The organism is Pandoraea sp. ISTKB, assembly GCF_001721285.1.
Lineage (GTDB): Bacteria > Pseudomonadota > Gammaproteobacteria > Burkholderiales > Burkholderiaceae > Pandoraea > Pandoraea capi.
Window position 1 is genome coordinate 111,663 of sequence record NZ_MAOS01000061.1, and the last position, 26,370, is coordinate 138,032.

18 protein-coding genes and 1 pseudogene are annotated in these 26,370 nt (G+C 62.8%); 12 read left to right on the forward strand and 7 right to left on the reverse strand.

All coding sequences use genetic code 11. The features are described from left to right. The first annotated feature begins 230 nt into the window (after positions 1–230). From alaS to A9762_RS22275, 5 genes are all read left to right on the forward strand, one after another. On the forward strand, positions 231–2,855 hold the full coding sequence (alaS, locus tag A9762_RS22255; protein ID WP_069344163.1) for an alanine--tRNA ligase: 2,625 nt from the start codon (positions 231–233) through the stop codon (positions 2,853–2,855). Positions 2,856–3,298: 443 nt separating this feature from the next. After that, a complete protein-coding gene (locus tag A9762_RS22260; protein ID WP_083254189.1) occupies positions 3,299–4,546 on the forward strand; it encodes a YbfB/YjiJ family MFS transporter in 1,248 nt (415 codons plus the stop codon). Positions 4,547–4,696: 150 nt separating this feature from the next. Then, entirely contained in the window at positions 4,697–5,467 is a 771-nt protein-coding gene (locus A9762_RS22265; RefSeq protein ID WP_069344165.1) for a class II aldolase/adducin family protein, read from the forward strand. A gap of 145 nt (positions 5,468–5,612) precedes the next feature. Beyond that, complete coding sequence (locus A9762_RS22270; protein WP_069344166.1) at positions 5,613–5,801, forward strand: 4-oxalocrotonate tautomerase; 189 nt, start codon at positions 5,613–5,615, stop codon at positions 5,799–5,801. A gap of 237 nt (positions 5,802–6,038) precedes the next feature. Next, positions 6,039–7,031 (forward strand): low specificity L-threonine aldolase, encoded by a 993-nt coding sequence (locus tag A9762_RS22275; protein WP_069344247.1) that lies wholly within the window; start codon positions 6,039–6,041, stop codon positions 7,029–7,031. Positions 7,032–7,092: 61 nt separating this feature from the next. On the opposite strand, the pseudogene A9762_RS22280 reads toward A9762_RS22275, so the two are convergent. Beyond that, positions 7,093–8,397: pseudogene (locus A9762_RS22280) on the reverse strand (chloride channel protein); the annotation flags it as partial. A 236-nt stretch (positions 8,398–8,633) separates the two neighbouring features. Here A9762_RS22280 and A9762_RS22285 point away from each other — a divergent pair. Then, entirely contained in the window at positions 8,634–9,164 is a 531-nt protein-coding gene (locus A9762_RS22285; RefSeq protein ID WP_069344167.1) for an NUDIX domain-containing protein, read from the forward strand. A 120-nt stretch (positions 9,165–9,284) separates the two neighbouring features. Further along, positions 9,285–9,512, forward strand: a complete 228-nt coding sequence (locus A9762_RS22290; RefSeq protein WP_069344249.1) for a sulfurtransferase TusA family protein — start codon at positions 9,285–9,287, stop codon at positions 9,510–9,512. Between the two features lie 127 nt (positions 9,513–9,639). Here the strand turns inward: A9762_RS22290 and galU are convergent, their stop codons facing one another. After that, a complete protein-coding gene (gene galU / locus A9762_RS22295; RefSeq protein ID WP_069344168.1) occupies positions 9,640–10,527 on the reverse strand; it encodes a UTP--glucose-1-phosphate uridylyltransferase GalU in 888 nt (295 codons plus the stop codon). 29 nt (positions 10,528–10,556) lie between these two features. Continuing rightward, on the reverse strand, positions 10,557–13,418 hold the full coding sequence (locus A9762_RS22300; RefSeq protein WP_069344169.1) for a valine--tRNA ligase: 2,862 nt from the start codon (positions 13,416–13,418) through the stop codon (positions 10,557–10,559). Between the two features lie 111 nt (positions 13,419–13,529). Here A9762_RS22300 and A9762_RS22305 point away from each other — a divergent pair, with 111 nt between their 5' ends. Further along, entirely contained in the window at positions 13,530–15,848 is a 2,319-nt protein-coding gene (locus tag A9762_RS22305; RefSeq protein WP_069344170.1) for a UvrD-helicase domain-containing protein, read from the forward strand. A 128-nt stretch (positions 15,849–15,976) separates the two neighbouring features. Here A9762_RS22305 and A9762_RS22310 read toward each other — a convergent pair whose 3' ends face one another. The 3 genes from A9762_RS22310 to A9762_RS22320 form a co-directional block, all read right to left on the reverse strand. After that, complete coding sequence (locus tag A9762_RS22310) at positions 15,977–16,789, reverse strand: BPSS1780 family membrane protein (RefSeq protein ID WP_069344171.1); 813 nt, start codon at positions 16,787–16,789, stop codon at positions 15,977–15,979. A 31-nt stretch (positions 16,790–16,820) separates the two neighbouring features. After that, on the reverse strand, positions 16,821–17,792 hold the full coding sequence (locus A9762_RS22315; RefSeq protein ID WP_069344172.1) for a homoserine kinase: 972 nt from the start codon (positions 17,790–17,792) through the stop codon (positions 16,821–16,823). 153 nt (positions 17,793–17,945) lie between these two features. Beyond that, entirely contained in the window at positions 17,946–18,314 is a 369-nt protein-coding gene (locus A9762_RS22320) for a hypothetical protein (RefSeq protein ID WP_069344173.1), read from the reverse strand. A 358-nt stretch (positions 18,315–18,672) separates the two neighbouring features. Here A9762_RS22320 and A9762_RS22325 point away from each other — a divergent pair, with 358 nt between their 5' ends. After that, a complete protein-coding gene (locus tag A9762_RS22325) occupies positions 18,673–19,908 on the forward strand; it encodes a YeeE/YedE family protein (RefSeq protein ID WP_069344174.1) in 1,236 nt (411 codons plus the stop codon). Positions 19,909–20,033: 125 nt separating this feature from the next. Here the strand turns inward: A9762_RS22325 and A9762_RS22330 are convergent, their stop codons facing one another. Continuing rightward, positions 20,034–20,768, reverse strand: a complete 735-nt coding sequence (locus tag A9762_RS22330; protein WP_039397329.1) for a TIGR00730 family Rossman fold protein — start codon at positions 20,766–20,768, stop codon at positions 20,034–20,036. Between A9762_RS22330 and polA the strand changes: the two genes are divergently transcribed. The 3 genes from polA to A9762_RS22345 all read left to right on the forward strand — a co-directional run bounded on the left by polA (position 20,769) and on the right by A9762_RS22345 (position 26,333). Continuing rightward, on the forward strand, positions 20,769–23,507 hold the full coding sequence (gene polA, locus A9762_RS22335; RefSeq protein ID WP_069344175.1) for a DNA polymerase I: 2,739 nt from the start codon (positions 20,769–20,771) through the stop codon (positions 23,505–23,507). It abuts the gene before it with no gap. A 207-nt stretch (positions 23,508–23,714) separates the two neighbouring features. Then, positions 23,715–25,091: an NAD(P)/FAD-dependent oxidoreductase gene (locus tag A9762_RS22340; RefSeq protein ID WP_069344250.1), complete on the forward strand. Its 1,377-nt coding sequence runs from the start codon at positions 23,715–23,717 to the stop codon at positions 25,089–25,091. Positions 25,092–25,457: 366 nt separating this feature from the next. Further along, the gene (locus A9762_RS22345; RefSeq protein WP_069344176.1) at positions 25,458–26,333 is read left to right on the forward strand and encodes a dienelactone hydrolase family protein; all 876 of its coding nucleotides are present in this window, start codon (positions 25,458–25,460) and stop codon (positions 26,331–26,333) included. The last annotated feature ends 37 nt before the right edge of the window (positions 26,334–26,370 follow it).

Here is a 26,370-nt window from a genome sequence, read left to right on the forward strand (position 1 = left end):
TTGATTCTTGTTGTTTGACGGACGGTCCACGCCAAAATGCGGAACATCGTTTTGCATTGCGGAACTTGTGAGCGAGAGTCTACGTCCGTCGGTTCGCGCATGACCAGCACCGTTTCGCACTGCGGTTGGCGGCACAACGCCGTGGAAAGATCGATTTCCCGTATAATCAAAAGTTTGCAAAATACCCCGCCAGGCTTAGCTCGCCCGGTCCCCACGCTCCCACGCACCCTATGAAAGTCGCAGACATTCGGGAAAAATTCCTAAACTTCTTCGAGTCGAAGGGGCACACCATCGTGCGCTCGTCGAGCCTCGTGCCGTCCAATGACCCCACGCTGCTGTTCACGAACTCCGGCATGGTGCAGTTCAAGGACGTCTTCCTTGGCCTGGAATCGCGCCCGTACACGCGTGCGACCACGGCACAGCGCAGCGTGCGCGCCGGCGGCAAGCACAACGACCTCGAGAACGTCGGCTACACGGCCCGTCACCACACGTTCTTCGAAATGCTGGGCAACTTCTCGTTCGGCGACTACTTCAAGCGCGAAGCCATTCAGTACGCGTGGGAACTGCTGACGACCGTCTACAAGCTGCCGAAGGACAAGCTCTGGGTCACCGTCTATCAGGAAGACGACGAGGCCTACGACATCTGGGCGAAGGAAGTCGGCGTGCCGACCGAGCGCATCATCCGTATCGGCGACAACAAGGGTGCGCGCTACGCCTCGGACAACTTCTGGCAGATGGCCGACACCGGCCCGTGCGGCCCGTGCTCGGAAATCTTCTTCGACCACGGCGCTGACGTGTGGGGTGGACCGCCGGGATCGCCGGAAGAAGACGGCGACCGCTACATCGAAATCTGGAACCTCGTGTTCATGCAGTTCAACCGCGACGAGCAGGGCAATATGACGCCGCTGCCCAAGCCGTGCGTTGATACCGGCATGGGACTGGAGCGTATTGCGGCCGTGCTGCAACACGTGCACAGCAACTACGAGATCGACCTGTTCCAGCACCTGATCAAGGCCGCTGGCCGTGAGACGGGCGTGACCGATCTGGCCGCGAACTCGCTCAAGGTGATCGCCGATCACATCCGTGCGTGCTCGTTCCTGATCGTCGACGGCGTGATTCCGGGCAATGAAGGCCGCGGCTATGTGCTGCGCCGTATCATCCGCCGCGCCATCCGTCACGGTTACAAACTCGGCTGCAAGAAGCCGTTCTTCTACAAGCTCGTGCCGGATCTGGTGGCCGAGATGGGCGTGGCCTATCCGGAACTGGCGCAGGCGCAACAGCGCGTGACGGACGTGCTCAAGCAGGAAGAAGAGCGCTTCGGCGAGACCATCGAGAACGGCATGGAAATTCTCGAAGGCGCACTGGCCGATCTGGCCAAGCGCGGTGTGACCACGCTCGACGGCGAACTCGCGTTCAAGCTGCACGATACGTATGGCTTCCCGCTCGATCTGACGGCAGACGTTTGCCGCGAGCGCAGCATCACGGTCGACGAAGCCGGCTTTGACGCCGCGATGGCGCGTCAGCGCGAGCAGGCCCGTGCAGCCGGCAAGTTCAAGATGGCGACGGCCCTCGAATACACCGGCGACAAGACGCGCTTCGAAGGCTACGACAAGCTGGCGCTCGAAGGCGCGAAGGTCACGGCGCTCTACGTCGATGGTACGAGCGTGGGCAAGCTGTCCGCCGGCCAGCAGGGCATCGTGGTGCTCGACACCACGCCGTTCTACGCCGAGTCGGGCGGTCAGGTTGGCGATCAGGGGTTGATCGTTGCGGGCGGCGCACGTTTCGGCGTGTCGGACACGCAGAAGATTCAGGCTGACGTCTTCGGTCACTACGGCTCGCTGGAATCGGGCGAACTGAAGGTGGGCGAGGCGGTGACGGCGCAGGTCGATGCCGTGCGTCGCGCACGCACCGTGCGTAACCACTCGGCCACTCACCTGATGCACAAGGCATTGCGCGAAGTGCTCGGCGCTCACGTGCAGCAGAAAGGCTCGCTGGTCGACGCCGACAAGACGCGCTTCGACTTCGCACACAACGCCGCGATGAGCGCCGACGAAATTCGTCGCGTGGAAGATATCGTGAACGCCGAAGTGCTGGCCAACGCGCCGACGCAAGCTGCGCTGATGTCGTTCGACGACGCCGTGAAGGGCGGTGCCATGGCCCTGTTCGGCGAGAAGTACGGCGATGAAGTCCGCGTGCTCGACATCGGTTCGTCGCGCGAACTCTGCGGCGGTACGCACGTCACGCGCACGGGCGACATCGGTCTGTTCAAGATCGTGATGGAAGGTGGCGTGGCCGCCGGTATCCGTCGCGTGGAAGCGATCACCGGCGACAACTCGGTGCGCTTCGTCCAGACGCTCGACGATCAGGTCAACGAAGCTGCCGCAGCACTCAAGACGCAGCCGGCCGAACTTAGCCCGCGTATCGCGCAGGTGCAGGAGCAGGTCAAGTCGCTGGAGAAGGAACTGGCGGCGCTCAAGTCGAAGCTGGCATCGAGCCAGGGCGACGAGCTGGTCGAGAAGGCCGTCGACGTGAGCGGTCTGAAGGTGCTGGCCGCGCAACTCGAAGGCGCCGATGCCAAGACGCTCCGCGAGACGATGGACAAGCTCAAGGACAAGCTCAAGAGCGCGGCGATCGTGCTGGCGGCGGTCGAAGGCGGCAAGGTCACGCTGATCGCGGGTGTGACGGTCGATGCGACGTCCAAGGTCAAGGCGGGCGAACTGGTCAACTTCGTTGCCCAGCAAGTCGGCGGCAAGGGCGGCGGTCGTCCGGACATGGCGCAGGCGGGCGGTACCGATCCGTCGCAACTGCCGCAGGCGCTCGCCGGCGTGCAGGGCTGGGTGGCCGGCAAGCTGTGATCGTTCGATGGTGATTCGAGCGTGACTCGATGAGGCGGCCGTGAACGTTAGGTCGCCCCACCGAAGCGATCGGGCAGGAACAAGCAAAACGCGCACTTCGGTGCGCGTTTTGCATTTTCGCCCGCAAGTTATGTCTCGCTTCCGGCCGTCGACGTGATGTTGACGCGCCGTGACGGCCGTGTCGGCGTCAGGTGGCCTGACAGACGGGCAGTACAGTTTCGTTTCTGGAAATGATGCGCGCGTGCCGGACTGCAATGTTGCGTGCAGCGCGTGGCAATGCCCTGCGGCGCGCAGGGGAACCATCGCATCCGGCAATGGTTTGCATGTAAAGTATTCAATACGTTGCGCGCGTACGAAGAAATGCAGGAAACATCCAAAGAAGCATTCGCGCGGCAGACGTTCGCTCTCGTTTGTTCTCATTCGCCTGCGGGCCAGCCATCGCCATGTCAGCCACACTCGCCAGTTCCGATCCGGTTTCCTCGACGTTGCCCCAACCCACACCAGAGCGGGCGGCGTGGCGCATTGCCTTGTCGTGCATGCTCGCGTTGTCGGTGGCCATGGGCATTGGCCGCTTCGCCTTCACGCCGATGTTGCCGCTCATGCTGCATGAGCACCTCACCGACATTCAGCACGGTAGCTGGCTCGCGTCGCTCAACTATGCGGGGTATTTCGTCGGGGCCCTTTCGTGCATGTGGCTGCATTTCACGCCGACGCTCATCATCCGTTTCGCGCTGGCCGCGACCGTCGCGTTGACGCTGGCGATGGGGCTGCTCGAATCGTTTGCCGTATGGGCGGTCGTGCGTACGCTGGCGGGCGTGATGAGCGCATGGGCAATGGTGTTCTCGGCGGGCTGGGGTTTTCGCAAGCTGGCCGAATTGCGCATGCCGAGTCTGGGCGGCGTGATGTTCGCGGGACCGGGTGCCGGCATTGTGGTGACGGGCCTGCTCGCAAGCCTGAACGAAGCACTTGGGTGGCCTGCGCGCGGCGGCTGGTTGCTCTGTGGTGTTCTCGCGCTGCTGTTGCTCGCGCTCATCTGGCGGACGTTCGTTGCCGATGCGCCGAACGTGTCGGATGCAGCCAAGTCGGCCGACGCCGGAAAATCAGCGCCTGCGCCCGCCATCAATCACGGCAGCGGCGAGAGTGTGATTCCCGTCACGATCCTGTACAGCTTCGCCGGGTTCGGTTACATCATCACTGCGACCTTTCTGCCGGTGATCGCACGGCAGGCTTTGCCGGGCTCGCCGTGGCCCGATCTGTTCTTTCCGCTGCTCGGGCTCATGGTGATTCCGGGCGCCATCATCGGGGCACGCGCGCCGCTGACATGGGATAACCGTCTGTTGCTGGCGGTGTGTTATGTCATGCAGGGGCTGGGTGTCGGTATCGGCATCGTGTTTCCGAATGTCGCGGGTTTCGCCGTTGGCAGCGTGCTCGTGGGACTGCCGTTCACGGCGATTACCGTGTATGCCGTTCGGGAGTGCCGTCGTTTGCGTGGGGACAATGCCAATGGCCTGATCGGACTCGTGACGGCATCCTACGGTATCGGGCAGATCGTCGGTCCGCTGGTCGCCGCGCCGCTCGTGGCCGCGACAGGCGGTTTCACAACGGCGCTGCTGTGCGCCAGCGGCGTGCTGGTGCTCGGCGCGGTCGGCTTCGTGTGGGACTGGCGTCGGTCGCTCGAACGCGCGCCCTGAATCGAGCTGGCGCGGGCGAGCTGCGTCGGGACCTGCGCCGAACCGCCAACGCGCGAGCCGCGCAGGTGAGCGAGCCGGACCTATCGCGCTGACATCGCTCGCAAGCCGTGTTCGTGATATCGGCTCATGGACCTTTCCAGAGAATTGCGTATGTCTTTTACCCTGAAGGCCGGCCGAAAGGCCGCCACCGTGATGAGCGATGAGGAACGCCGGATGCGCGTCGATCTCGCAGCCTGCTATCGCCTCGTCGCACTGAACGGCTGGGACGACCTGATCTACACCCACATTTCGGCGATGGTGCCCGGCGAGCCCGGGCACTTTCTCATCAACCCGTTTGGCCTCTCGTTCGATGAGGTGAGCGCGTCGAACCTCGTGAAGATCACGATGAACGGCGAGATCGTGGGCGAGAGCGAGCACCCGGTCAACGTGACAGGCTTCGCGCTGCACGGGGCAGTGCACGCCGCCCGCGCGGATGCGGTGTGCGTCATGCATCTGCACAATACGGCGGGCATTGCCGTGTCGATCCAGCCGCATGGCCTGCTGCCGATCTCGCAGCATGCGCTGCGTTTTCACGAGCGCATCGGCTATCACGATTACGAAGGACTGGCGTTCTCGCCGTCCGAGGGGGAACGGCTGACGACCTCGCTCGGCCCGCACCCGGCCATGTTACTGCGCAATCATGGCACCCTGACGCTCGGTCGCACCGTGGCCGAAGCGTTCGTGCTGATGGCGACGCTCATCAAGGCGTGCGAGATCCAGTTGCAGGCGCTCGCCGGCGGCGTTGCGCCGAACCTGCCCAGCCCTGCGGTGCAGGACAAGACGGCGATTCAACTGGAAGACGGGGGTGCGATCGAGGGCGTGCTGGAGTGGCCCGCACTGCTGCGCAAACTCGATAGAATAGATCCCTCGTTTCGCGATTGACGCACCTGATGCCGGGGCGGATATCCGTAACGTGCGGCACCGCTGCGACCCACGTCAAAGGGAGGGCGCGCAGGGAGTGCAGGATGCGCAGAGCGCAGCGTGGCCGAAGCCCGATTCCAAGAACGAGATAAGGAGATAGATCGCAATGCCAACGTTTCACGTCGAGATGTTCGAGGGGCGTACCGTCGAGCAAAAACGCGCATTCGTCAAAGCTGTCACGCAAGCGGCAGTCGAGACGATCGGTTGCACGCCGGAGTCCGTCGACATCATCATTACCGACGTCAAGCCGGAGAACTGGTCCACGGGCGGTACGCTCTGGTCGGATCCGCGCTGAGCGGGGCGGTCGTCTACCGTCCGCTGAATTCGGTTAGTCCGGCACGGGTTGCCGGAAAGTCTGAGGCGGGGGCTCGTGTGGAGTCCCCGTCGTTTTGAAGAGGTCGTCATGTCGCAAGCTCCGTCCCCGTCCGTTTCGCACATCAACCCCGCAGCCGTCACCGCACCCGATGATGGCGCGTCGCAAACGCCTCAGCACTTCGCCTCGGACAATTACGCCGGGATATGCCCGGAGGCCATGCGATATCTGGTCGAAGCGAACGCCAGCGGTCACGAGGTCTCTTACGGCGACGATACCTGGACGCAGCGCGTGTGCGACGGCATTCGTCAACTGTTCGACACGGATTGCGAGGTCTTCTTCGTTTTCAATGGCACGGCGGCAAATTCGCTCGCACTGGCGTCGTTGTCTCAGTCGTATCACTCCGTCATTTGCCACGAACTGGCGCACGTCGAAACGGACGAATGCGGCGGTCCGGAGTTCTTCTCCAACGGCGCGAAGCTGCTGACCGCACGCGGGCGGGAGAACAACGGCAAGCTCACGCCGGACGCCGTCGAGTCCGTCATCAATCGCCGTTCCGACATCCACTTCCCGAAACCGAAGGTCGTCACGCTCACGCAGGCGACCGAAGTCGGTACGGTCTACAGCGTGGATGAGATCAAGGCGATTTCGGCGGTGGCGAAGCGTCGCAATCTGCGCGTGCACATGGATGGCGCGCGTTTTGCCAACGCGGTGGCGACCTTGGGCTGTCATCCGGGCGACGTTACGTGGCGCGCCGGGGTCGATGTGCTGTGCTTCGGCGGCACGAAGAACGGGCTGCCGGTAGGCGAGGCCGTCGTCTTCTTCAACCGGGCGCTGGCCGAGGATTTTGCATACCGCGTAAAGCAGGCGGGGCAGTTGGCGTCGAAGATGCGCTTCATCTCTGCACCGTGGCTCGGCATGCTGGAGAACGATACGTGGCTGCGCCATGCGCGTCACGCGAACGATATGGCACAGTTGCTCGCGAGCCGTATTCGCGATATCCCCGGCGTGTCGATCATGTTCGAGACGCAGGCTAACGGCGTGTTCGCCGAACTCCCGGCGCATGTGATCGAGGCGCTGCGGGCCAAGGGCTGGCGCTTTTACACGTTCATCGGTGCCGGCGGCTGTCGCTTCATGTGCGCATGGGATACGCGTGTCGACACGGTCGAGCGTCTGGCCGCCGATATTCGCGCATTGAGCACGAAGGGGTAATGCGTCACCCTCACTTCCGGCGGCCGACATCGGATGGCACGCCGGCAGTGATGCCCGCTCAGGCCTGTCGCGGCGCCGGTACGGTCGGCGTCAGAAAGCGGTGCGCCAGCGTGTGATAGAACGACGGGGCAATGGTGCGCGAGACTTGCGTCGACAGCAGTGCGACGGCCATGAGCGGAATCACCATCTGATGGCCATCGATCATCTCCATGACGATCACGAACGACGTAATCGGCGATTGGGTGACGGCGGCCAGATAACCGACCATGCACAGCGCAGCCATGGCGGGTAGCGGCACGACTGATGTCACGTGTGCCATGACGTTGCCCAGGCCTGCACCGATCGCCAGCGACGGCGCGAAGATGCCGCCCGGAATCCCCGACAGGTACGACACACACAGCGCGGCGAACTTCAGCACGGCGTATAACGGCGAGAGCGCGGTATGCGATTCCAGCAGACCACGGGCTTCGGCATAACCGCTGCCGAATGTCGTGCCGCCCGAGGCAACGCCGATTACCGCAATGGCAAGACCGCATACGAGCGCAAAGCGCACCGGGTGCGCGCGGCGCATGTCGACCAGTGCCCTGGGCATCCAGCGCGGCACGTTGAGCATCAGCCAGCCGAATACGCCCCCCGCTACACCAGTGAGCAGGCTCGCCACGATGAGCACGGGGATCAGCGTCCACTGAAAGTCGCTGATCGCCTTGATCTGGCCGAAGTACAGATAGTTGCCTTGCAGGCCGAGCGCCACGACGCCGGAGAAGATGATTGCCGTGATGAGCGTGCCGCTGTTGCGTGCAACGAAACTGCGGCTCAGTTCCTCGATGGCAAAAACGACACCCGCGAGTGGTGTGTTGAACGCCGCTGCCAGACCGGCGGCCGCCCCGGCGAGCGTCAGTTGGCGTTCGATGTGAACGCTGCTGCGTCGATAGCCGCGACGCATGGCGTACATGAGCGAGGCGCCGATCTGTACCGTCGGACCTTCGCGTCCGATGGTAAAGCCGCAAAGGATGCCGAGAAACGAGACCGCAATCTTGCCGAACATGATGCGCAGCGTCAGCAGCGACTTCGACAATCGCGAGTCCTGAAGCGTGGCAATCACCTGCGGAATCCCGCTGCCCTCAGCGCCCTTGAAGAACGTTTGCGTGAGCCAGATTGCCAGCGCGGCGCCGAGCGGGGTGACGATCAGCGGCAGCCAGAAGCCATGCGCGAGCATGCGCTGGAAGAGCTCGAAGCCGAAGTCCACCAGTTTGGCGTACGCCACGGAGACGAGTCCGACGAGGACCGCGCCGAGCCAGAATACGCCGTAGTTGTGCCAGAGCCGGCGGGAGCGTCGCACACCGCGTTGGGTCAGGCGGGTCGACAGCGAGGCCGCAGGCGCGGGGGCTGACGAAGACGGCGAAGGCGGGGAGTCCGGAGCAGCGTCGGAAGAGGTGGCGTTCGGCGGAGTATCGGACACGGGCCGTGGGCGAAAATTGAAAGACGTTCGCCGATTATACGCCCCGACATTTGTGGGTTTGGTCCGAAGACGTCTCGGAATTCACCGAATGTGCAGCGCGTCATGAGTTCATTTAAGATATTCGAATTCGCTGAAGAACGATCATGAACGAACTCATCTTTTGTCCCCGCTGTGCCTCGGCCCTTGATTCACGCGACGTGGCCGGGCGTATTCGCCGTGCCTGCCCCGACAATGCATGTGGTTTCGTCCACTGGGATAATCCGCTGCCGGTAGTGGCGGGGCTCGTCGAATATCGCGGACAGATCCTGCTGGCACGCAACGCGGCATGGACCGAGGGTATGTTCGCGCTCATCACCGGTTTTCTCGAGCGTGACGAAACGCCGGAAGACGGTATTCGTCGTGAGATCAAGGAAGAAACGAACCTGGAAGCCGATGCGATTTCGCTGCTCGGTGTCTACGAGTTCATGCGCAAGAACGAACTGATCATCGCCTATCACGCCGTGTGCGACGGCGATATTCGCCTCTCGGAAGAACTCGCGGAATTTCGGCTGGTGGCGCCGCATCAGGTGCGTCCGTGGCGAGCCGGCACCGGGCACGCGGTGGCCGAATGGCTGCGTCGACGCAATTTACCCATCGAATACGTTGATTCCGCGCGCCTGTCGATCGCAGAGTAATGCGTGGTAGGTGGGATTCGCAGCGCGCGTGCGGACTCGCACGACGACTACGGTAGAATCGCGGTTTGCACGGCGAACCCGGCAAACGATTCGAACGAGACCGAAGAGAGGGACATGAGCATGGAATTTCAGAAAGAAGTTGACGCGAGCGGCCTGAATTGTCCGCTGCCGATCCTGCGTGCGAAGAAGGCGCTCGCGGAGATGCAGAGCGGTGAAGTGCTGCATATCATCGCCACCGATCCGGGCTCCGGGCGCGACTTCAGTGCGTTTGCCAAGCAGACCGGCAACGAACTGCTCGAATCGCGCGAAGAGGGCAAGACGTTCCACTTCTGGATGCGCCGTCGCTGATCGCGCGGCTACATTTCGGCATCCGCGCCGAACGCCGCGATCGATATCCCCGCATCGCGATTCGGCAGTCATAAAAAAACCGACGGATATACCGTCGGTTTTTTATTGCACGCGTGTCGATGGAGGCTTAGATCAGACCGCCGTTCACGTCGTCTTGCAGATACTTGCGGAAGGCGTCTTTCAATTCCGGGTGACGCAGCGCAAATTCCACCGTTGCCTTCAGATAGCCCAGCTTGCTGCCGCAGTCGAAGCGCTTGCCGTTGTAGCGATAAGCCAGCACCGCTTCGTCCTTCATGAGCTTCTGGATGGCGTCGGTGAGCTGAATCTCGCCGCCCGAACCCGGATCGATCTGGCGAATGCAGTCGAAAATGCGCGGGCGCAGCACGTAACGACCGACGACACCCAGATTCGACGGTGCGTCCTTCGGATCCGGCTTCTCGACGATGTGTTCGAGCTTGACGATCTCGGTCTCACCCCAAGTCTTGCCGGCAACGATCCCGTAGGAGCGACTTTGCTCCCTGGGGATCTCTTCCACACCAATGATCGAGCTGTGATACTGGTTGTACAGATCGACCATCTGCTTGAGCACGGGCGGCTCACCGTCGAGCAAGTCGTCGGCGAGGATGACCGCGAACGGTTCATCGCCGACGAGCTTCTCGGCGCACAGCACGGCGTGTCCGAGACCGAGCGCTTTCGGCTGGCGCACATAGAAGCAATCGATGTGCGGCGGCTTGATCGAATGCACCACGTCGAGCAATGCCTGCTTGTTCTTCGCCTCGAGTTCCGCTTCGAGTTCGAAGGCCGTGTCGAAGTGATCTTCGATGGCGCGCTTGTTGCGGCCCGTAACGAAGATCATCTCCGTGATGCCGGCGGCCGCCGCTTCTTCCACTGCGTACTGAATCAGCGGCTTGTCCACGACCGGCAGCATTTCCTTCGGGCTCGCCTTGGTCGCAGGCAGAAACCGGGTGCCGAGGCCCGCGACGGGGAACACGGCTTTGGTCACAACGGCTTTCATTGGTATCTCCCTGATGAATTTTTAGCGTCTCAGGCGGGCAGGCGGGCAAGCTGTGCCTGCAATTTGCCGAGAACCGCTTCAAAGTCGACCAATCGTTGCTTCTCAAGTTCCACCACATTGGCGGGCGCGCGTGCCACGAAGCTCTCGTTGGAAAGCTTGCCGTGGCATTTCGCGATCTCACCTTCGAGGCGCTTCACTTCCTTGCCGAGGCGTTCGCGTTCGGCGGCCACGTCGATTTCCACCTTCAATGCCAGCTTGTTCGCACCCACCACGGCGAGCGGTGCGCCCGCAGCCTGTGCGTCGAGCGTGGCTTCGTCGGCCAGCACCTGAACTTCGGAGAGCTTCGCCAGCGTTTGCAGATACGGGGCGATCGACGTCAGGAACGGCACGTCGCCGGCCACCAGCAGCGGCACGCGTTGGGCCGGCGACAGGTTCATTTCGCCGCGAAGATTGCGGCAGGCGTCGACGGCGGCTTTCAACTGCTGCATCCAGGCTTCGTCGCCTTCGTCGATCTTGCTCATGTCGGCGACCGGATACGGCTGCACCATGATACTGGCTTCGCCCGCGGCCTTGTCGGCCGGATAGCGACCGGCGAGCGGCGCCACCTTCTGCCACAGCGCTTCGGTGATGAACGGGATGATCGGGTGTGCCAGACGCAGCACCGTTTCCAGTACGCGCAGCAGCGTGCGGCGCGTGGCGCGCTGTTGCGCCGGCGTGCCGTTCTGGATCTGCCACTTGGCCAGTTCGACGTACCAGTCGCAGTACTCGTCCCACACGAACTTGTAGATCGTGCTGGCGATGTTGTCGAAACGGTAGTCGGCAAAGCCCTTGGCCACGTCGGCTTCCACGCGCTGGAGCAGCGAGACGATCCAGCGATCGGCGCGCGAGAAGTCGAGCTGACCTTCGGGGCCGCAATCGCCCACGCACGGCGCCATCCCGCAATCTTGCCCTTCGCAGTTCATCAGCACGAAGCGCGTGGCGTTCCACAGCTTGTTGCAGAAGTTGCGATAGCCTTCGCAGCGCGCCAGATCGAAGTTGATGTTGCGCCCGAGCGTGGCCATCGACGCGAACGTGAAGCGCAGCGCATCGGTGCCGAACGGCGCGATGCCCTCCGGGAATTCCTTGCGGGTCTTCTTCTCGATGGTCGCGGCCTGCTTCGGGTTCATCAGCCCCGTGGTGCGCTTGGCGAGCAGCGTGTCGAGCGACACGCCGTCGACGATATCGATCGGATCGAGCGTGTTGCCCTTCGACTTGGACATCTTCTGGCCTTCGGCGTCGCGCACCAGCCCGTGCACATACACGGTCTTGAACGGCACCTGGCCGGTGAAGTGCGTGGTCATCATGACCATGCGCGCCACCCAGAAGAAGATGATGTCGAAGCCCGTGACCAGCACCGACGACGGCAGGAAATGCTTCAGTTCCGGCGTCTGCTGCGGCCAGCCGAGCGACGAGAACGGCACCAGTGCCGACGAGAACCACGTGTCGAGCACGTCTTCGTCGCGCTTGAGCGCGCCGGTCGAGCCGGCGGCACGCGCCTTCTCGATGGCCTCCTCTTCCGTGTGGGCGACGAACACGTTGCCGTTTTCGTCGTACCACGCCGGGATCTGATGGCCCCACCAGAGCTGACGGGAGATACACCAGTCCTGAATGTTCTCGAGCCACTGGTTGTACGTCGTCGTCCAGTTTTCGGGGACGAACTTGATCTCGCCGCTACGCACCACGTCGAGCGCGGTTTCGGTGATCGACTTGCCCGGATGGAACGTGCCTTCGGGCGCGGGCTTGGTCATCGCCACGAACCACTGGTCGGTGAGCATCGGCTCGATGACCGTGCCGGTGCGGTCGCTGCGCGGCACCATCAGCTTGTGCGCCTTGACCGATTCGAGCAGGCCGAGGGCGTCCAGATCGGCGACGATCTGCTTGCGCGCGTCGAAACGATCGAGGCCGCGGTACTTTTCCGGGGCGTTGTCGTTGATCTTCGCGTCGAGCGTGAGAATGTTGATCTGCGGCAGGTTGTGACGCTGACCGACGGCGTAGTCGTTGAAATCGTGTGCGGGCGTGACCTTCACGACGCCCGTACCGAATTCGCGGTCGACATAATCGTCCGCAATGATCGGGATTTCACGATCGCACAGCGGCAAACGGGCCGTCTTGCCGATCAGATGCTTGTAGCGCTCGTCTTCCGGATGCACCATCAGCGCGGTGTCGCCCAGCATCGTCTCCGGACGCGTGGTCGCAACCGTGAGCGTGCCCGAACCGTCGGCGAGCGGGTAGCGGATGTGCCACAGCGAGCCTTCTTCTTCCTCGCTGACGACTTCCAGATCGGACACAGCGGTGAGCAGCGTCGATTCCCAGTTCACGAGACGCTTGCCGCGATAGATCAGGCCCTGCTCATAGAGCGTGACGAACACGTCGCGCACTGCGCTGGACATCTTCTCGTCCATCGTGAAGTACTCGCGGCTCCAATCGATGGAAGCCCCGAGGCGGCGAATCTGGCCGGTGATCGTGCTGCCCGATTGTTCCTTCCACTCCCAGACGCGCTCGACGAACTTCTCGCGGCCGAGATCGTGGCGCGAGACTTTCTTGGCGTCCAGTTGACGCTCGACGACGATCTGCGTGGCGATACCGGCGTGGTCGGTGCCCGGTACCCAGAGGGTATTCGCGCCCTTCATGCGGTGGTAGCGCGTCAGACCATCCATGATCGTCTGGTTGAACGCGTGACCCATGTGCAGCGTGCCGGTAACGTTCGGCGGCGGCAACTGGATGCTGAAATCTTCACGGGCGTCGTCGAAAGTCGGCCGGGCATAGCCGCGGCGTTCCCATTCGGGGCCCCAGTGGGCTTCGACGTCCTGCGGCTCGAAGCTCTTGGCAAGCGTATTGTCGCTGTCGCTCATGGATTGAATGGACCGTGTAATGCGTGAAACCTTGAATTATAAAAGATTCGGTGCCATTTCCGTGTCGCCGCAGGATTTATAATCGGGCTTCACTCGAAATTCGTACCCGACATGCCCGATCTGCTCGCCAATCTGAACCCCGAACAACTGGCCGCCGTCACGCTTCCCGACGAGCCGGCCCTCATTCTCGCGGGCGCGGGTTCCGGCAAGACGCGCGTGCTTACGACCCGTATCGCCTGGCTGATCCAGCAAGCGCACGTCGGCCCGGCGGGCATTCTGGCGGTGACCTTTACCAACAAGGCTGCCAAGGAAATGCAGGCCCGCCTGAGCGCGATGCTGCCGATCAGCACGCGCGCCATGTGGATCGGCACCTTCCACGGGCTGTGCAACCGCATGCTGCGCGCACATTTTCGCGACGCCGGGCTGCCGCAGAGCTTTCAGATTCTGGATCAGTCCGATCAGTTGTCCGCCATCAAGCGAATGATGAAGGCGGCGAATGTCGACGATGAGAAATTTCCGCCCAAGAATCTCCAGTATTTCATCAATAACGCCAAGGAACAGGGCCTGCGGCCGCACGAGGTCGAGGCCAACGACGCCTTCAACCAGAAGTTCGTCGAGCTTTATGCGAGCTATCAGGAGCAGTGCCAGCGCGAGGGGGTGGTCGATTTCGCCGAACTGTTGCTACGCTGTTTCGAGCTGCTCAAGCATAACGAACCGCTGCGTGTGCACTATCAGTCGCGCTTCCGTCACATCCTCGTCGACGAGTTCCAGGACACCAACAAGCTCCAGTACGCATGGCTCAAGATGCTCGCCGGGACGAACGCCGCCGTGTTCGCCGTTGGTGACGACGATCAGAGCATCTACGCGTTTCGTGGTGCTAACGTCGGCAATATGGCTGACTTCGAGCGCGAATTCCGCGTTCGTCATCTGATCAAGCTGGAGCAGAACTACCGCTCGCACGGCAACATCCTCGATGCTGCCAACGCGTTGATTTCCAACAACGCGCGGCGGCTGGGCAAGAACCTGCGCACGGACGCCGGGCACGGCGAGCCGATTCGGGTGTACGAGGCGGCGACCGATTTGCAGGAGGCGAGCTGGCTCGTCGAGGAGATCAAGGCGCTGGTCGCGCAAGGGCTGTCGCGTCAGGACGTGGCGATCCTCTATCGCAGTAACGCCCAGTCGCGGGTGATGGAGCATGCGCTCGTCGGCGCGGGCATCGCCTATCGCGTGTACGGCGGTCTGCGCTTCTTCGAGCGTCAGGAAGTCAAGCATGCGCTGGCTTATCTGCGTCTGATCGAGAATCCGAACGACGACACCGCGTTCGTGCGGGTCGTCAATTTCCCCACGCGGGGGATCGGCGCTCGCTCGCTGGAGCAACTGGCCGACGCCGCGCGTCTGTACAACTGTTCGATGTACGCTGCGGTGCCTTACATGACGGGCAAGGCGGGCACCAACCTGCTGGCCTTCGTCCGGATGATCGAGCAGATGCGTCACGACACCGAGCGCCTGACGCTGCCGGAAGTGGTGACGCACGTCATCGATGCGAGCGGCCTGATCACGCATTACCAGACCGAGAAGGAAGGCCAGGACCGCATCGAGAACTTGCAGGAACTGGTGCATGCGGCCACGGCGTTCATCGCGGAGGAGGGCTACGGGCTGGACGCCCCGGCGCGCCTGATCGCCATGCGCCCTGCGTTGTCGGGCGCTCCCGACGTGCTGGCATCGCCCGATGGCGTGGTGGATGCCGATACGCCGGTCGAGATGACGCCGCTGGCGGGCTTCCTGTCGCATGCGTCGCTCGAAGCCGGCGACAATCAGGCCGAGGCAGGGCAGGACGCCGTGCAACTGATGACGGTGCACGCGGCCAAGGGCCTCGAATTCACGGCCGTGTTCGTCACCGGTCTGGAAGAAGGGCTGTTCCCGCATGAAAACAGTGCGATGGAACTCGATGGCCTCGAAGAGGAGCGACGCCTGATGTACGTGGCCATTACGCGAGCGAAGGAGCGGCTGTATTTGTCGTTCACGCAGAGCCGTATGCTGCATGGCCAGACGCGCTACAACGTGCGCTCGCGGTTCTTCGATGAAATTCCCGAGGAAGTGCTGAAGTTCCTGACGCCGCGTGCCCAGCCCGGCGCACGGCTGGGGCAGGCTGACCCGGCGTGGGGGCGCGACTGGTTTGCGCGACCGCAAACGAGCGCACCGAAAGACGAGTGGGCCGCCACGAAGTCGGAGAAGGCGCTGGCGGATCGTTCGCGGGCGTCGGAGACCGGCTTCAAACTCGGACAGGGCGTGTTCCACACCAAGTTCGGCGAAGGCAAGATCATCGGACTGGAAGGGGCGGGCGACGAGGCCCGCGCGCACGTGAAGTTCGGTCGTCACGGCGAGAAGTGGCTGGCGCTGGCCGTCGCCAAGCTTCAGCCTATCGAGTGACGACGGCCGCGGGGCACCGGTCCGCTGGCGGCCTGAATGGCATGCCGCCGGCATCTGGCCAGCGCAGGGCATGAAAAAGGGCACCCTCGGGTGCCCTTTGCTTTTGCTGCGCGTTCGAAGTCGAAGGCTTACGCCTCGGGCGGCGCCACGTTCGGATCGATGGCGCCGATCTCCTGCACACCGAAGCAACCGCGATAACTCGCATAGAACGAGCAGTACACGATGGCGGCGAACAGCAGGGACAGCGGCCAGATCACGAGCATCGCGTATTGAAAAACGCCCAGCACCGCCATGATGACCATCAGAATCATGGACGACACCATCGCGAGCAGCATCACGCACAGGCCGTAGACCACGAACGCGCGGAAGTTGCGCGTGCAGGCCGTCCAGCTGAAAAAGATGGCCTTAACCGGCGTAATGTCGTGCCACGCCACGAGCACCGGGGCGAACCAGAACAGCATGGCGACCGGAATGTAGGCGATGGCGAACGCCATGGCGGCTACCATGCCCGCGGTGCCGTTCATGACGTCGTCGCGATTCATGTTGCCGTCGAACAGCAACTTGTTGATCAGATCGCTACCGTTGAAGAGCGACGAGATCAGGTACGCGACGACCGTCGCCGCCATGTAGTAACCGCCGAGAATCAGCAGTCGGCGCGCGATTTCCTTGCCGTGGCCGCGAAACCCGTCGAGCAGGACCTGCGGCAATACCTGCTTGTTCTTGATGATGTCGCGACACGCGGCCATGAACCCCACGGACAGGCCCGGCACGAGCACCAGCGAGATGAGCCCGCCGATGACCGGCACGAAAGAGATCACCAACGTGCCGAACAGGTAGGCGAACAGCAGGCTCATGATGGCGAGCGGGTTCTTGCGGAATAGCCAGATACCCTGGCGCAGCCACACATAACCACTCTTCGGCGGGACTTCAAGCAATTGCATAGGGTTCGAATGACTCCGATTGGGCGTCGGGTTACAGCCAGGGAATGGAAACGGCTTCGATGCGTTTGCGCAGGATTCGTTCGAAATGCCCCGGATCGTGCGGCTTGAGCATTTCCGCCGCCCGCGGCAAATGGAAATCATACAGGCGCGACACCCAGAACCGCAGCGCGCCTGCACGCAGCATGTCGCGCCAGTGAGACGCCTCGATGTCCGTGAGCGGACGCACGGTTTCGTAAGCGCGCAGCATCGCGTGCACCCGGGCGTCGTCCAGCGTGCCGGTCGCCAGGTCGCAGCACCAGTCGTTGACCGTCACGGCGAGATCGAACAACCACTTGTCGCAACCGGCGAAGTAGAAGTCGAAGAAGCCGCCCAACTGGGGTGAGCCGTCTGCCGTCGTATCGAACAGCACGTTGTCACGGAACAGATCGCAATGGCATGGGCCGGCCTGCATCGCCCGGTAATCGTTCGACGCGAAAAACGCTTCCTGATGCGCCATCTCGCTTTCCAGCAGGGGGCGCTCGGCGTCGCTGAGGAACGGCAGCACCTCCGGCGTGGCGTCGCGCCACCACGGCAGGCTGCGCAGATTGGCCTGTTCGAGCGTGAAGTCGCGGCCCGCCAGATGCATGCGCGCGAGCATGGCGCCGACGTGCGCGCAATGTTCGGCCGTGGGGGCAAGCTCCGAGCGCCCCGATAATTTGGTGACGATGGTGGCAGGCTTGCCGTTGAGTTCGCCCAGAATCTCGCCGGAGCGATCCGGAATCGGATCCGGCACCGGTACGCTGTGATGCGCGAGATGCCCCATCAATTGCAGATAGAACGGCAATTGCGTGGCGGTGAGCTTTTCGAACAGCGTCAGCACGAACTCGCCGCGCTCGGTCGTCAGGAAATAATTGGTGTTCTCGATGCCCGAGCTGATGCCCCGGAAGTCGAGAACTTTCCCCAAATCGTAGCGTTGCAGCCACTGCTGAAGCTGCTCGGGCGAGACGGAAGTAAAAACGGCCATGCGTGCGTTGAGTGGATAAGACTCAGACAAACGGCCCGTGCGCGTGCAGCGGGCCGCTGGTTTGAGACAAACAGGAAGCTGGCGCGCCGCAATACCGCTAATACCGCCAGTACGACTTCGAGGGCGCGCGAATGAGTCAGATTACCAGAGTCGTCAGAACTTCAATCCGACGGACGGCAGACGATCGTTTTGCGACGTGTTGTCACGTGCGCGCGGCGCGTTGTCCGGCGGGGTCGTCAACTGGTAGTTGGTGCCGAAGCGGGAGTGCACATCGATCTCCGTGGGCTTGCCGCGATCGCGGTACTCGGTCACGGTGGTGCCCTGGTCGTTGACGTAATAGCTCGGCTTGCGTTCCTGATTGACGTCCACCGACTGTGTGCTGGTCGCGGCGGCGCGGGCATCGGCTTCGCGTTTGGCAGCCTGGGCGGCGGTTTCCTTGCCGTCCTGGGCGAACGCCTGGCCGGCGAGCAGCAGGCCGGCACCGATCAGCAGGGGCAGGGCACGGGAAAAGCGCGTTTTCATCATTATTCTCCGAGGGCGGGAACGCATCTGCGACGCACAGGCGCAAGCCGTGGCGTCGCAGTGGGTTCCAATGTGTCCATTCTATCAAACGTGCTCCACTTCGCATTGTGGAATCGCGTTGAATGCAGCGTGGTTCCTTGCCTGCGGGGCGATTGTCAGTCCGCTGTGAACGTTTCGTGACAGCGCTTCATTCCGAAATGTCGGTGCCCGGTGTGGCAGCTTGCGGCCTTCTTATTTCTTTTGGTTATAAAAAAATCACGAAACAGTCGTTTTCATCGATGCTGCCCTCTGGCACTCTGCGACGTTGTCTCAATGGGTGGCCAGGTGCCACCCATCTGCATTCTGGAGTCTGAAAGTCATGTCGTCTTCCGCCGCCCCGGCCGCCCTCAAAACCGCGCCGCCTTCCCCGTCTTCCTACAATGCCCGGCCCCTGACCGTGGCGCTGGTGCTCATCGTCATCGGTATCGTCTATCTGCAAGCGACGGTGGGGCCGAAGCAGGCCGCGCTGGCGGGTGTCGGCGCGCTGCTTGGCGTGGCGCTTTATCACGCGGCGTTCGGCTTTACCTCGGCGTGGCGCGTGTTCATCGCCGATCGTCGCGGCGCCGGATTGCGCGCGCAGATGGTGATGCTGGCCGTGGGCGTCGCGTTGTTCTTTCCGGCGTTGGCCGAAGGCACGTTGTTCGGCAATAAGGTCGTCGGGCTGGTCTCGCCGGTCGGCGTGTCGGTCGCGTTCGGTGCGTTCATCTTCGGTATCGGCATGCAGCTCGGCGGCGGCTGTGCCTCCGGCACGCTGTACACCGCCGGCGGCGGCAACACGCGCATGATCGTCACGCTCGCGGCATTCATTGTCGGCTCGGTCGTGGCGACGGCGCATCTGCCGTGGTGGGAATCGCTGCCGCACATCAAGCCGGTTTCGCTGGTGAAGGCATGGGGCCTTTGGCCCGCACTGATCGCCAACCTTGCGTTGTTCGCGGCGATCGCCGGGTTCACGCTGTGGGCCGAGAAGCGTCGGCATGGGCGTGTGGTCGGTGTGCCGATGACGCGCAGCGCGAAGGGCACGCCCGCACTGCTGCGCGGTCCGTGGCCGTTGCTCTGGGGCGCGCTGGCACTGGTGCTGCTCAACTATGCGACGCTCGCGCTGGCCGGTCGCCCGTGGGGCGTGACGTCGGCGTTCGCGCTGTGGGGCGCCAAGGCGTTCATGGCACTCGGCGTTGACGTCGCGTCGTGGCCGTACTGGGCCAAACAGGCCAACGTACTCAACGCGCCGGTCACGCAAGACGTGACGACGGTCATGGATCTTGGCATCATCCTCGGCGCGCTCGTGGCGGCCTCGCTCGCCGGCAAGTTCGCGCCGGTGTGGAAGATTCCCGTGCGCTCGCTGATCGCTGCCGTCGTGGGCGGTTTGCTGCTCGGCTACGGCGCACGTCTGGCGTACGGCTGCAATATCGGGGCGTACTTCAGCGGCATCATCTCGGGCAGCCTGCACGGTTGGCTGTGGCTGGTGGCGGCATTCTTCGGCAACGTGTTCGGCACGCGCCTGCGTCCGTTCTTCGGTCTGGAAGTCGAGACCACGCCGCGCGAAAGCGGCTGCTGATGCCTCAGGTCAGCGACTGACCGGCAGGCCGGTACCGTCTGCCCACAAAAAACGGCGCTTGCGATTGCCTCGCAGCGCCGTTCTGCATTGGCGGATGGATGCCCGCAGGGGCGCGATCCGTGCGATTACAGATAGAACATCTTCTCGCTGGTTTCCGTCTCGGGTTCGATGTGACCGTCGTAGAACGCGAACACCGCTTTGAGGATCTCGTCCGGATCGTCGATCACCTGCACGAGATCGAGGTCCTTCTCGCTGATGAGACCCATCGGCAGCATCGACGAACGCACCCAGTCGAGCAATCCCTTCCAGAACTCCGAACCCACGAGAATCACCGGTACGCGACGTGATTTCTGTGTCTGGATGAGTGTCAGGACTTCAGACAATTCGTCGAGCGTGCCGAAACCGCCGGGCATGATGACGAAGGCGTCCGAATTCTTCACGAACGTGACTTTGCGCGTGAAGAAGTGACGGAATCGCAGCGAAATGTCCTGCCACTGATTGCCCTTCTGTTCGTGCGGCAGCTCGATGTTCAGGCCGACGGTCGGGGACGCGCCGCCGTGCGCGCCCTTGTTGGCCGCTTCCATGATGCCCGGACCGCCGCCCGAGATGACGGCGAAGCCGTTATCCGAGAACTTGCGCGCAATGGTCATCGTCAGTTTGTAGAACGGCGATTTGGGTTTGATGCGCGCGCTTCCATAGATGCTCACGGCAGGCCGGATCTCGGACAGGTACTCGGTCGCCTCGATGAACTCTGCCATAATCGTGAACATCTGCCACGACGCCCGCGCCTTCTTGGCGGTGGCGCGTTCATGGTCTGCCAACATGCGCAGACTCGGTATCTCTTTTCTTCTCTTGGTCATATGTCGGAACAGCAAAGTCTGGAAGGTAAGACGCTCTTATTGGTCGATGGTTCGAGTTATCTTTATCGAGCCTATCACGCCCTGCCGGATTTGCGCGGCCCTGGCGGCGAACCTACGGGCGCGCTGCACGGCATCGTCAATATGCTGCGCCGCATGCGTAAAGACGTTCATGCAGAGTACAGCGCTTGCGTTTTCGATGCAAAGGGCAAGACGTTTCGCGACGACTGGTATCCCGAGTACAAAGCGAATCGTCCGTCGATGCCGGAAGACCTTCGCGCGCAGATCGAACCGATTCACGAAGCCGTGCGTGCGATGGGCTGGCCGCTGTTGATGATCGACGGCGTGGAAGCGGACGACGTCATCGGCACACTCGCGAAACGCGCCGCAGAGCTAGGCATGCGCGTGGTCGTCTCGACCGGCGACAAGGATCTCGCACAGCTCGTGAACGACCGCGTGACGCTCGTCAACACAATGACGAACGAAACACTGGATGCCGCCGCCGTCACCGCGAAATTCGGTGTGCCGCCCGAGCGCATCGTCGATTACCTCACGCTCGTGGGCGATACGGTCGACAACGTGCCTGGCGTCGAGAAATGCGGCCCGAAGACGGCCGTCAAGTGGCTCACGCAATATGGCGACCTCGATAATCTCGTCGCGAATGCCGCGGACATCAAAGGCGCCGTCGGCGAGAACCTACGCCGTGCGCTCGACTGGCTACCGATGGGCCGCAAGCTCGTGACGGTAGCGCTCGATTGCGATCTCGCGCCACAGGTCACGTCCATCGAAGCCAGCCTTCAGACGCAGCCGGAAGACGCTGAAGTTCTGCGCGACTTCTTCTCGCGCCACGGCTTCAAGACGTTGCTGCGCGAAGCCGAGGCCACCGTGGCGACACAAGCCGGCGAACCGGCGCCCGCACCGGCTGCCGACACCATCGAACGTCAGTACGAGGCGGTGCTGACGTGGGAGCAGTTCGATGCGTGGATGAAGATCATCGAAGCGGCTGAACTCACGGCGTTCGACACCGAGACGACCTCGCTCGACGCGATGCAGGCGCAGCTCGTGGGCTTGTCGTTCTCGTGCGAACCGGGACGCGCAGCCTACATTCCGGTCGCACATCGTGCCCCGGGTGAGGTCGAGCAGTTGCCGCGCGACGAAGTGCTCGCGCGCCTGAAGCACTGGCTCGAAAGCCCCGACCACAAGAAGGTCGGACAGAACCTGAAATACGACGCGCACGTGCTGGAGAACTACGGCATCACGTTGCGCGGTATCGCCCACGACACGCTGCTCCAGTCGTATGTCCTCGAATCGCATCGCAGTCACGACATGGACAGTCTGGCGTCGCGGCATCTGGGTGTCACCACGGTCAAGTACGAAGACGTGTGCGGCAAGGGCGCGAAGCAGATCGGCTTCGACGAAGTGAGCGTCGACCGTGCGACCGAATATGCGGCGGAAGATGCCGACATCACATTGCGTCTGCACCGCGCGCTGTATCCGGATGTGGCGCGCGAAGCCACGCTCGAATTCGTCTATCGCGATATCGAAATGCCGACGGCGCGTGTGCTTCAGCGCATGGAGCGTAACGGCGTGCTGGTCGACACGGCGCGTCTGGCCGCGCAAAGCGATGAGATCGGCCGCAAGCTGATCACGCTCGAGACCGATGCCTACGCGTTGGCCGGACAGCAGTTCAATCTGAATTCGCCCAAGCAGATCGGCGACATTTTCTTCACGCAACTGCAACTGCCGGTCGTCAAGAAGACGGCGAGCGGTGCACCGTCGACCGACGAGGAAGTGCTGCAAAAGCTTGCCGAGGACTACCCGCTGCCGAAGGTGTTGCTGGAGTATCGCGGCCTCGCGAAGCTGAAGTCGACGTACACCGACAAGTTGCCGAAGATGGTCAATCCGTCGACGGGGCGCGTGCATACGAACTACGCGCAGGCGGTCGCCATCACCGGGCGTCTCGCGTCGAACGATCCGAACTTGCAGAACATTCCCGTGCGCACCGCCGAAGGCCGTCGTATTCGTGAAGCGTTCGTGGCGCCGCCGGGCAGCCAGCTCGTGTCCGCCGACTACTCGCAGATCGAGTTGCGCATCATGGCCCACATCTCGGGCGATGAAAGCCTGCTGCGGGCGTTCGCGAACGGCGAGGACATTCACCGTGCGACGGCCGCGGAGATTTTCGCAGTCACGCCGCTGGAAGTCTCTTCCGAGCAGCGCCGCTATGCCAAGGTCATCAACTTCGGTCTGATCTACGGCATGAGCGCGTTCGGGCTTGCAGCGAACCTCGGGATCGAGCGCGACGCCGCCAAGCAATACATCGATCGCTACTTCATGCGCTATCCGGGCGTGGCGCGATACATGGACGAGACGCGCAAGAGCGCCAAGGCGCGCGGTTACGTCGAGACGGTGTTCGGCCGTCGTCTGTGGCTGCCGGACATCAACGGTGGCAATGGTCCGCGTCGTCAGGCTGCCGAGCGTGCCGCCATCAATGCGCCGATGCAGGGCACGGCAGCCGACCTCATCAAGCTTTCCATGATTGCGGTGCAGCGCTGGCTGGACGATAGTGGTTTGCAGACACGTCAGATCATGCAGGTGCACGACGAACTGGTGCTCGAAGTGCCGGATCACGAGTTGGCCGAGGTTCGCAAGCGTCTGCCGGAGTTGATGTGCGGGGTGGCAAAGCTGAAGGTGCCGCTCATCGCAGAAGTCGGCGTCGGCGAAAATTGGGAACAAGCGCACTAAAAATGCAGGAGAAATGCCCAAAGTGCGCTGATGGATGCAGATCCCAGCACGCTTTGGGTGGTGCCACGATTCTGTTCACGCAATAGCGGAAATAGGGTGGCGGGTATACCCTAAGTCCGCACTCTGCGGTATGGTGAACGCTATCGCTGGTCGCGCTGATAGCCGACCGGTCGGACGGTTTTCCAAGCACGGGGAGTTATCGTGAGTGTGCATCGTATCGTTGTGGTCGGCGGCGGCGCCGGCGGTCTCGAACTCGTCACCCGGTTGGGCGACAAGTACGGGCGTGGCAAAGACGTTCAGGTAACGTTGGTCGACCGTTCTTTGTCGCACATCTGGAAACCGCTGCTGCATGAGGTGGCTGCGGGTGTCATGGATACGGCGACGCATCAGCTCTCCTATGTCGCGCAAGCGAACTGGCACCACTTCGAGTTCGCGACGGGCGAGATGATCGGGCTGGATCGGCAAGCCAAGACGATCCGCCTCGCTGCGGTGCCCGCTGCGGCTGACGAAGGCGTGGGCGATCTGTTGCCCGAGCGTACGCTGCCGTACGACACGCTGGTGCTCGCCATCGGCAGCACCACCAATTTCTTCGGCGTGGCCGGCGCGCAGGAAAACACCATTGCACTCGATACGGTCGAGCAGGCCGAACGGTTCCGGCGTCGCCTGATGGCCGCCTGCGTTCGCGCGCAGAACGCCGCCGAGACACCGGTCGCGGCTGCGGCTGCTTCGGCGTCGCCCGGGGCTCAGCCCGGCGGTGCGCTGCTGTCGCCGCCTGCGGCGCAACGTCCCAAGGTGAATCTGGTGATCGTGGGGGCCGGGGCGACGGGCGTCGAGTTGTCGGCGGAGTTGCGCAATACGGCGGAAGTGTTGCGCTCGTACGGTCTGAAGCTCGATCCGCGCAAGGACGTGCGCATCACCATCATCGAGTCGAGTCCGCGCATTCTGAAGGCGTTGCCGGAGCGGGTGTCGGGCGCAGTCGCCGGGTTGCTCACGAAGCTCGACGTCGACATTCTGTGTGGCGATTCGGTGGCGGAGGTGCGTCCCAACGAGGTGACGACCACGAGCGGCAAGGTGTTGCCCGCGGACATCACGGTATGGTCGGCCGGCATTACTGCGCCGTCGGTGCTGGGCACGCTGGGGCTCGCCGTCAACCGCCTGAATCAGATCGAAGTGCTGCCCACGCTGCAAAGCAAGTCCGATCCGGACATCTTCGCGTTCGGCGACTGCGCAAGCTGCGAATGGCCGGAGCATGGCTTCGTGCCGCCGCGTGCACAGGCGGCGCACCAGCAGGCGAGCTTTCTGGTGAAGGCCATCGAGGCGCGCCTGAAAGGGCAAAGCCTGCCGACGTTCACGTATCGCGATTTCGGGTCGCTCGTCTCGCTGGGCAAGTTCAGCGCCGTGGGCAATCTGATGGGCGGGCTGATCGGCGGCAGCATGTTCATCGAAGGGCTGTTCGCGCGGGTGATGTACACGTCGCTCTATCGGATGCACGTGGCGGCGCTGCACGGCGTCTGGCGCATGATGCTCGACACGGTGGCGAACCGGCTGCGTCGGTCCACGGTGCCGCGTGTGAAGCTGCACTGACGCACGTATCGCCGAACGCGCCCGGGCTTGCTAGTGTTGGGTGATATTTTTCGGCACAAGGGCCGCTCAGGTTTTCTGCCTGTGCGGCCCTTGTGGCTTTGGGGTGTGTGACGGCTCCCGGTGGCGGTCACGCCTCGTCGTTGCGGGTCGACCGAGGGTGAATTTCCCTGGTCTTCGTTCTTTGTGCACGGGGCTTCACGCCTTTTCAGACAGTTCCGAGCGCCGATGTGCCGCTGTCTGAGTGCAAGCCGTTGGGCTCTCTAGTAATATCCGAACGTCCGGCTTCAGGCCGGCGGCTCATCACGCTTTCCCCGTTGGCAGAATTCCTGACCATTCTTTCATTGACGCTTTCTCCTGGAGTGCGACATGTCGCAAGCGGATCTGGATAGTCTCGTGCCCGAAGTGGCGCCGCGTAACCGTCGTGATTTTCTGAAGACCGCCGTCGGCTCGGCATTCGCGCTGGCCGTGTTGCCGGTGGCGGCCGAAACGATCACTACCGATACCCAGGGACTGGACGCCGGCGAGCACATGCTCGACGTGCCGGGTATCAAAATGCCGGTGTACTACGCGAAGCCGGCCGGGAAGACGCATCTGCCGACGATCGTCGTGGTCTCGGAGATTTTCGGGGTGCATCAGCACATTGCCGACATCTGCCGTCGTTTTGCCAAGCTCGGCTATCTCGCTGTCGCGCCGGAGCTGTTCGCGCGCGCGGGCGATCCGCAGTCGCTGGGCACCATTGCCGAGATTCAGTCGCAGATCGTCGCGAAGACGCCGGACAAGCAGGTGCTGAGCGACATCGACGCAACGGTCAAATGGGCGGTGGCGAACGGCGGTGACGAGAAGCGTCTGGGCATTACCGGTTTCTGCTGGGGCGGGCGGGTGGCATGGCTGTACGACGCGCACAATCCGAACGTCAAGGCGGCGGTGGCCTGGTACGGGCGCATCGTCGGCGACAAGAGCGAGAACTTCCCTTACAACCCGATCGATATCGCTGGCAAGCTGCATGGTCCGCTGCTCGGACTGTATGGCGGTAAGGACACGGGCATTCCGGTGGCGAGCGTTGAGCAGGCGCGCGAGGCGCTGGCCAAGGGCAACGCGGCGTCGAAGGGCTCGGAGTTGAAAGTCTTCCCGAACTCGGGGCACGCGTTCTTCGCGGACTATCGTGCGAGCTACGTCGAAGCCGATGCGAAGGAAGGCTGGGCGCTTGCGCAGGCGTGGTTCCGCAAGCACGGCGTTGCCTGATGGCGTGCATGGGGCATGTGTGCCGTTGCATCGCGTG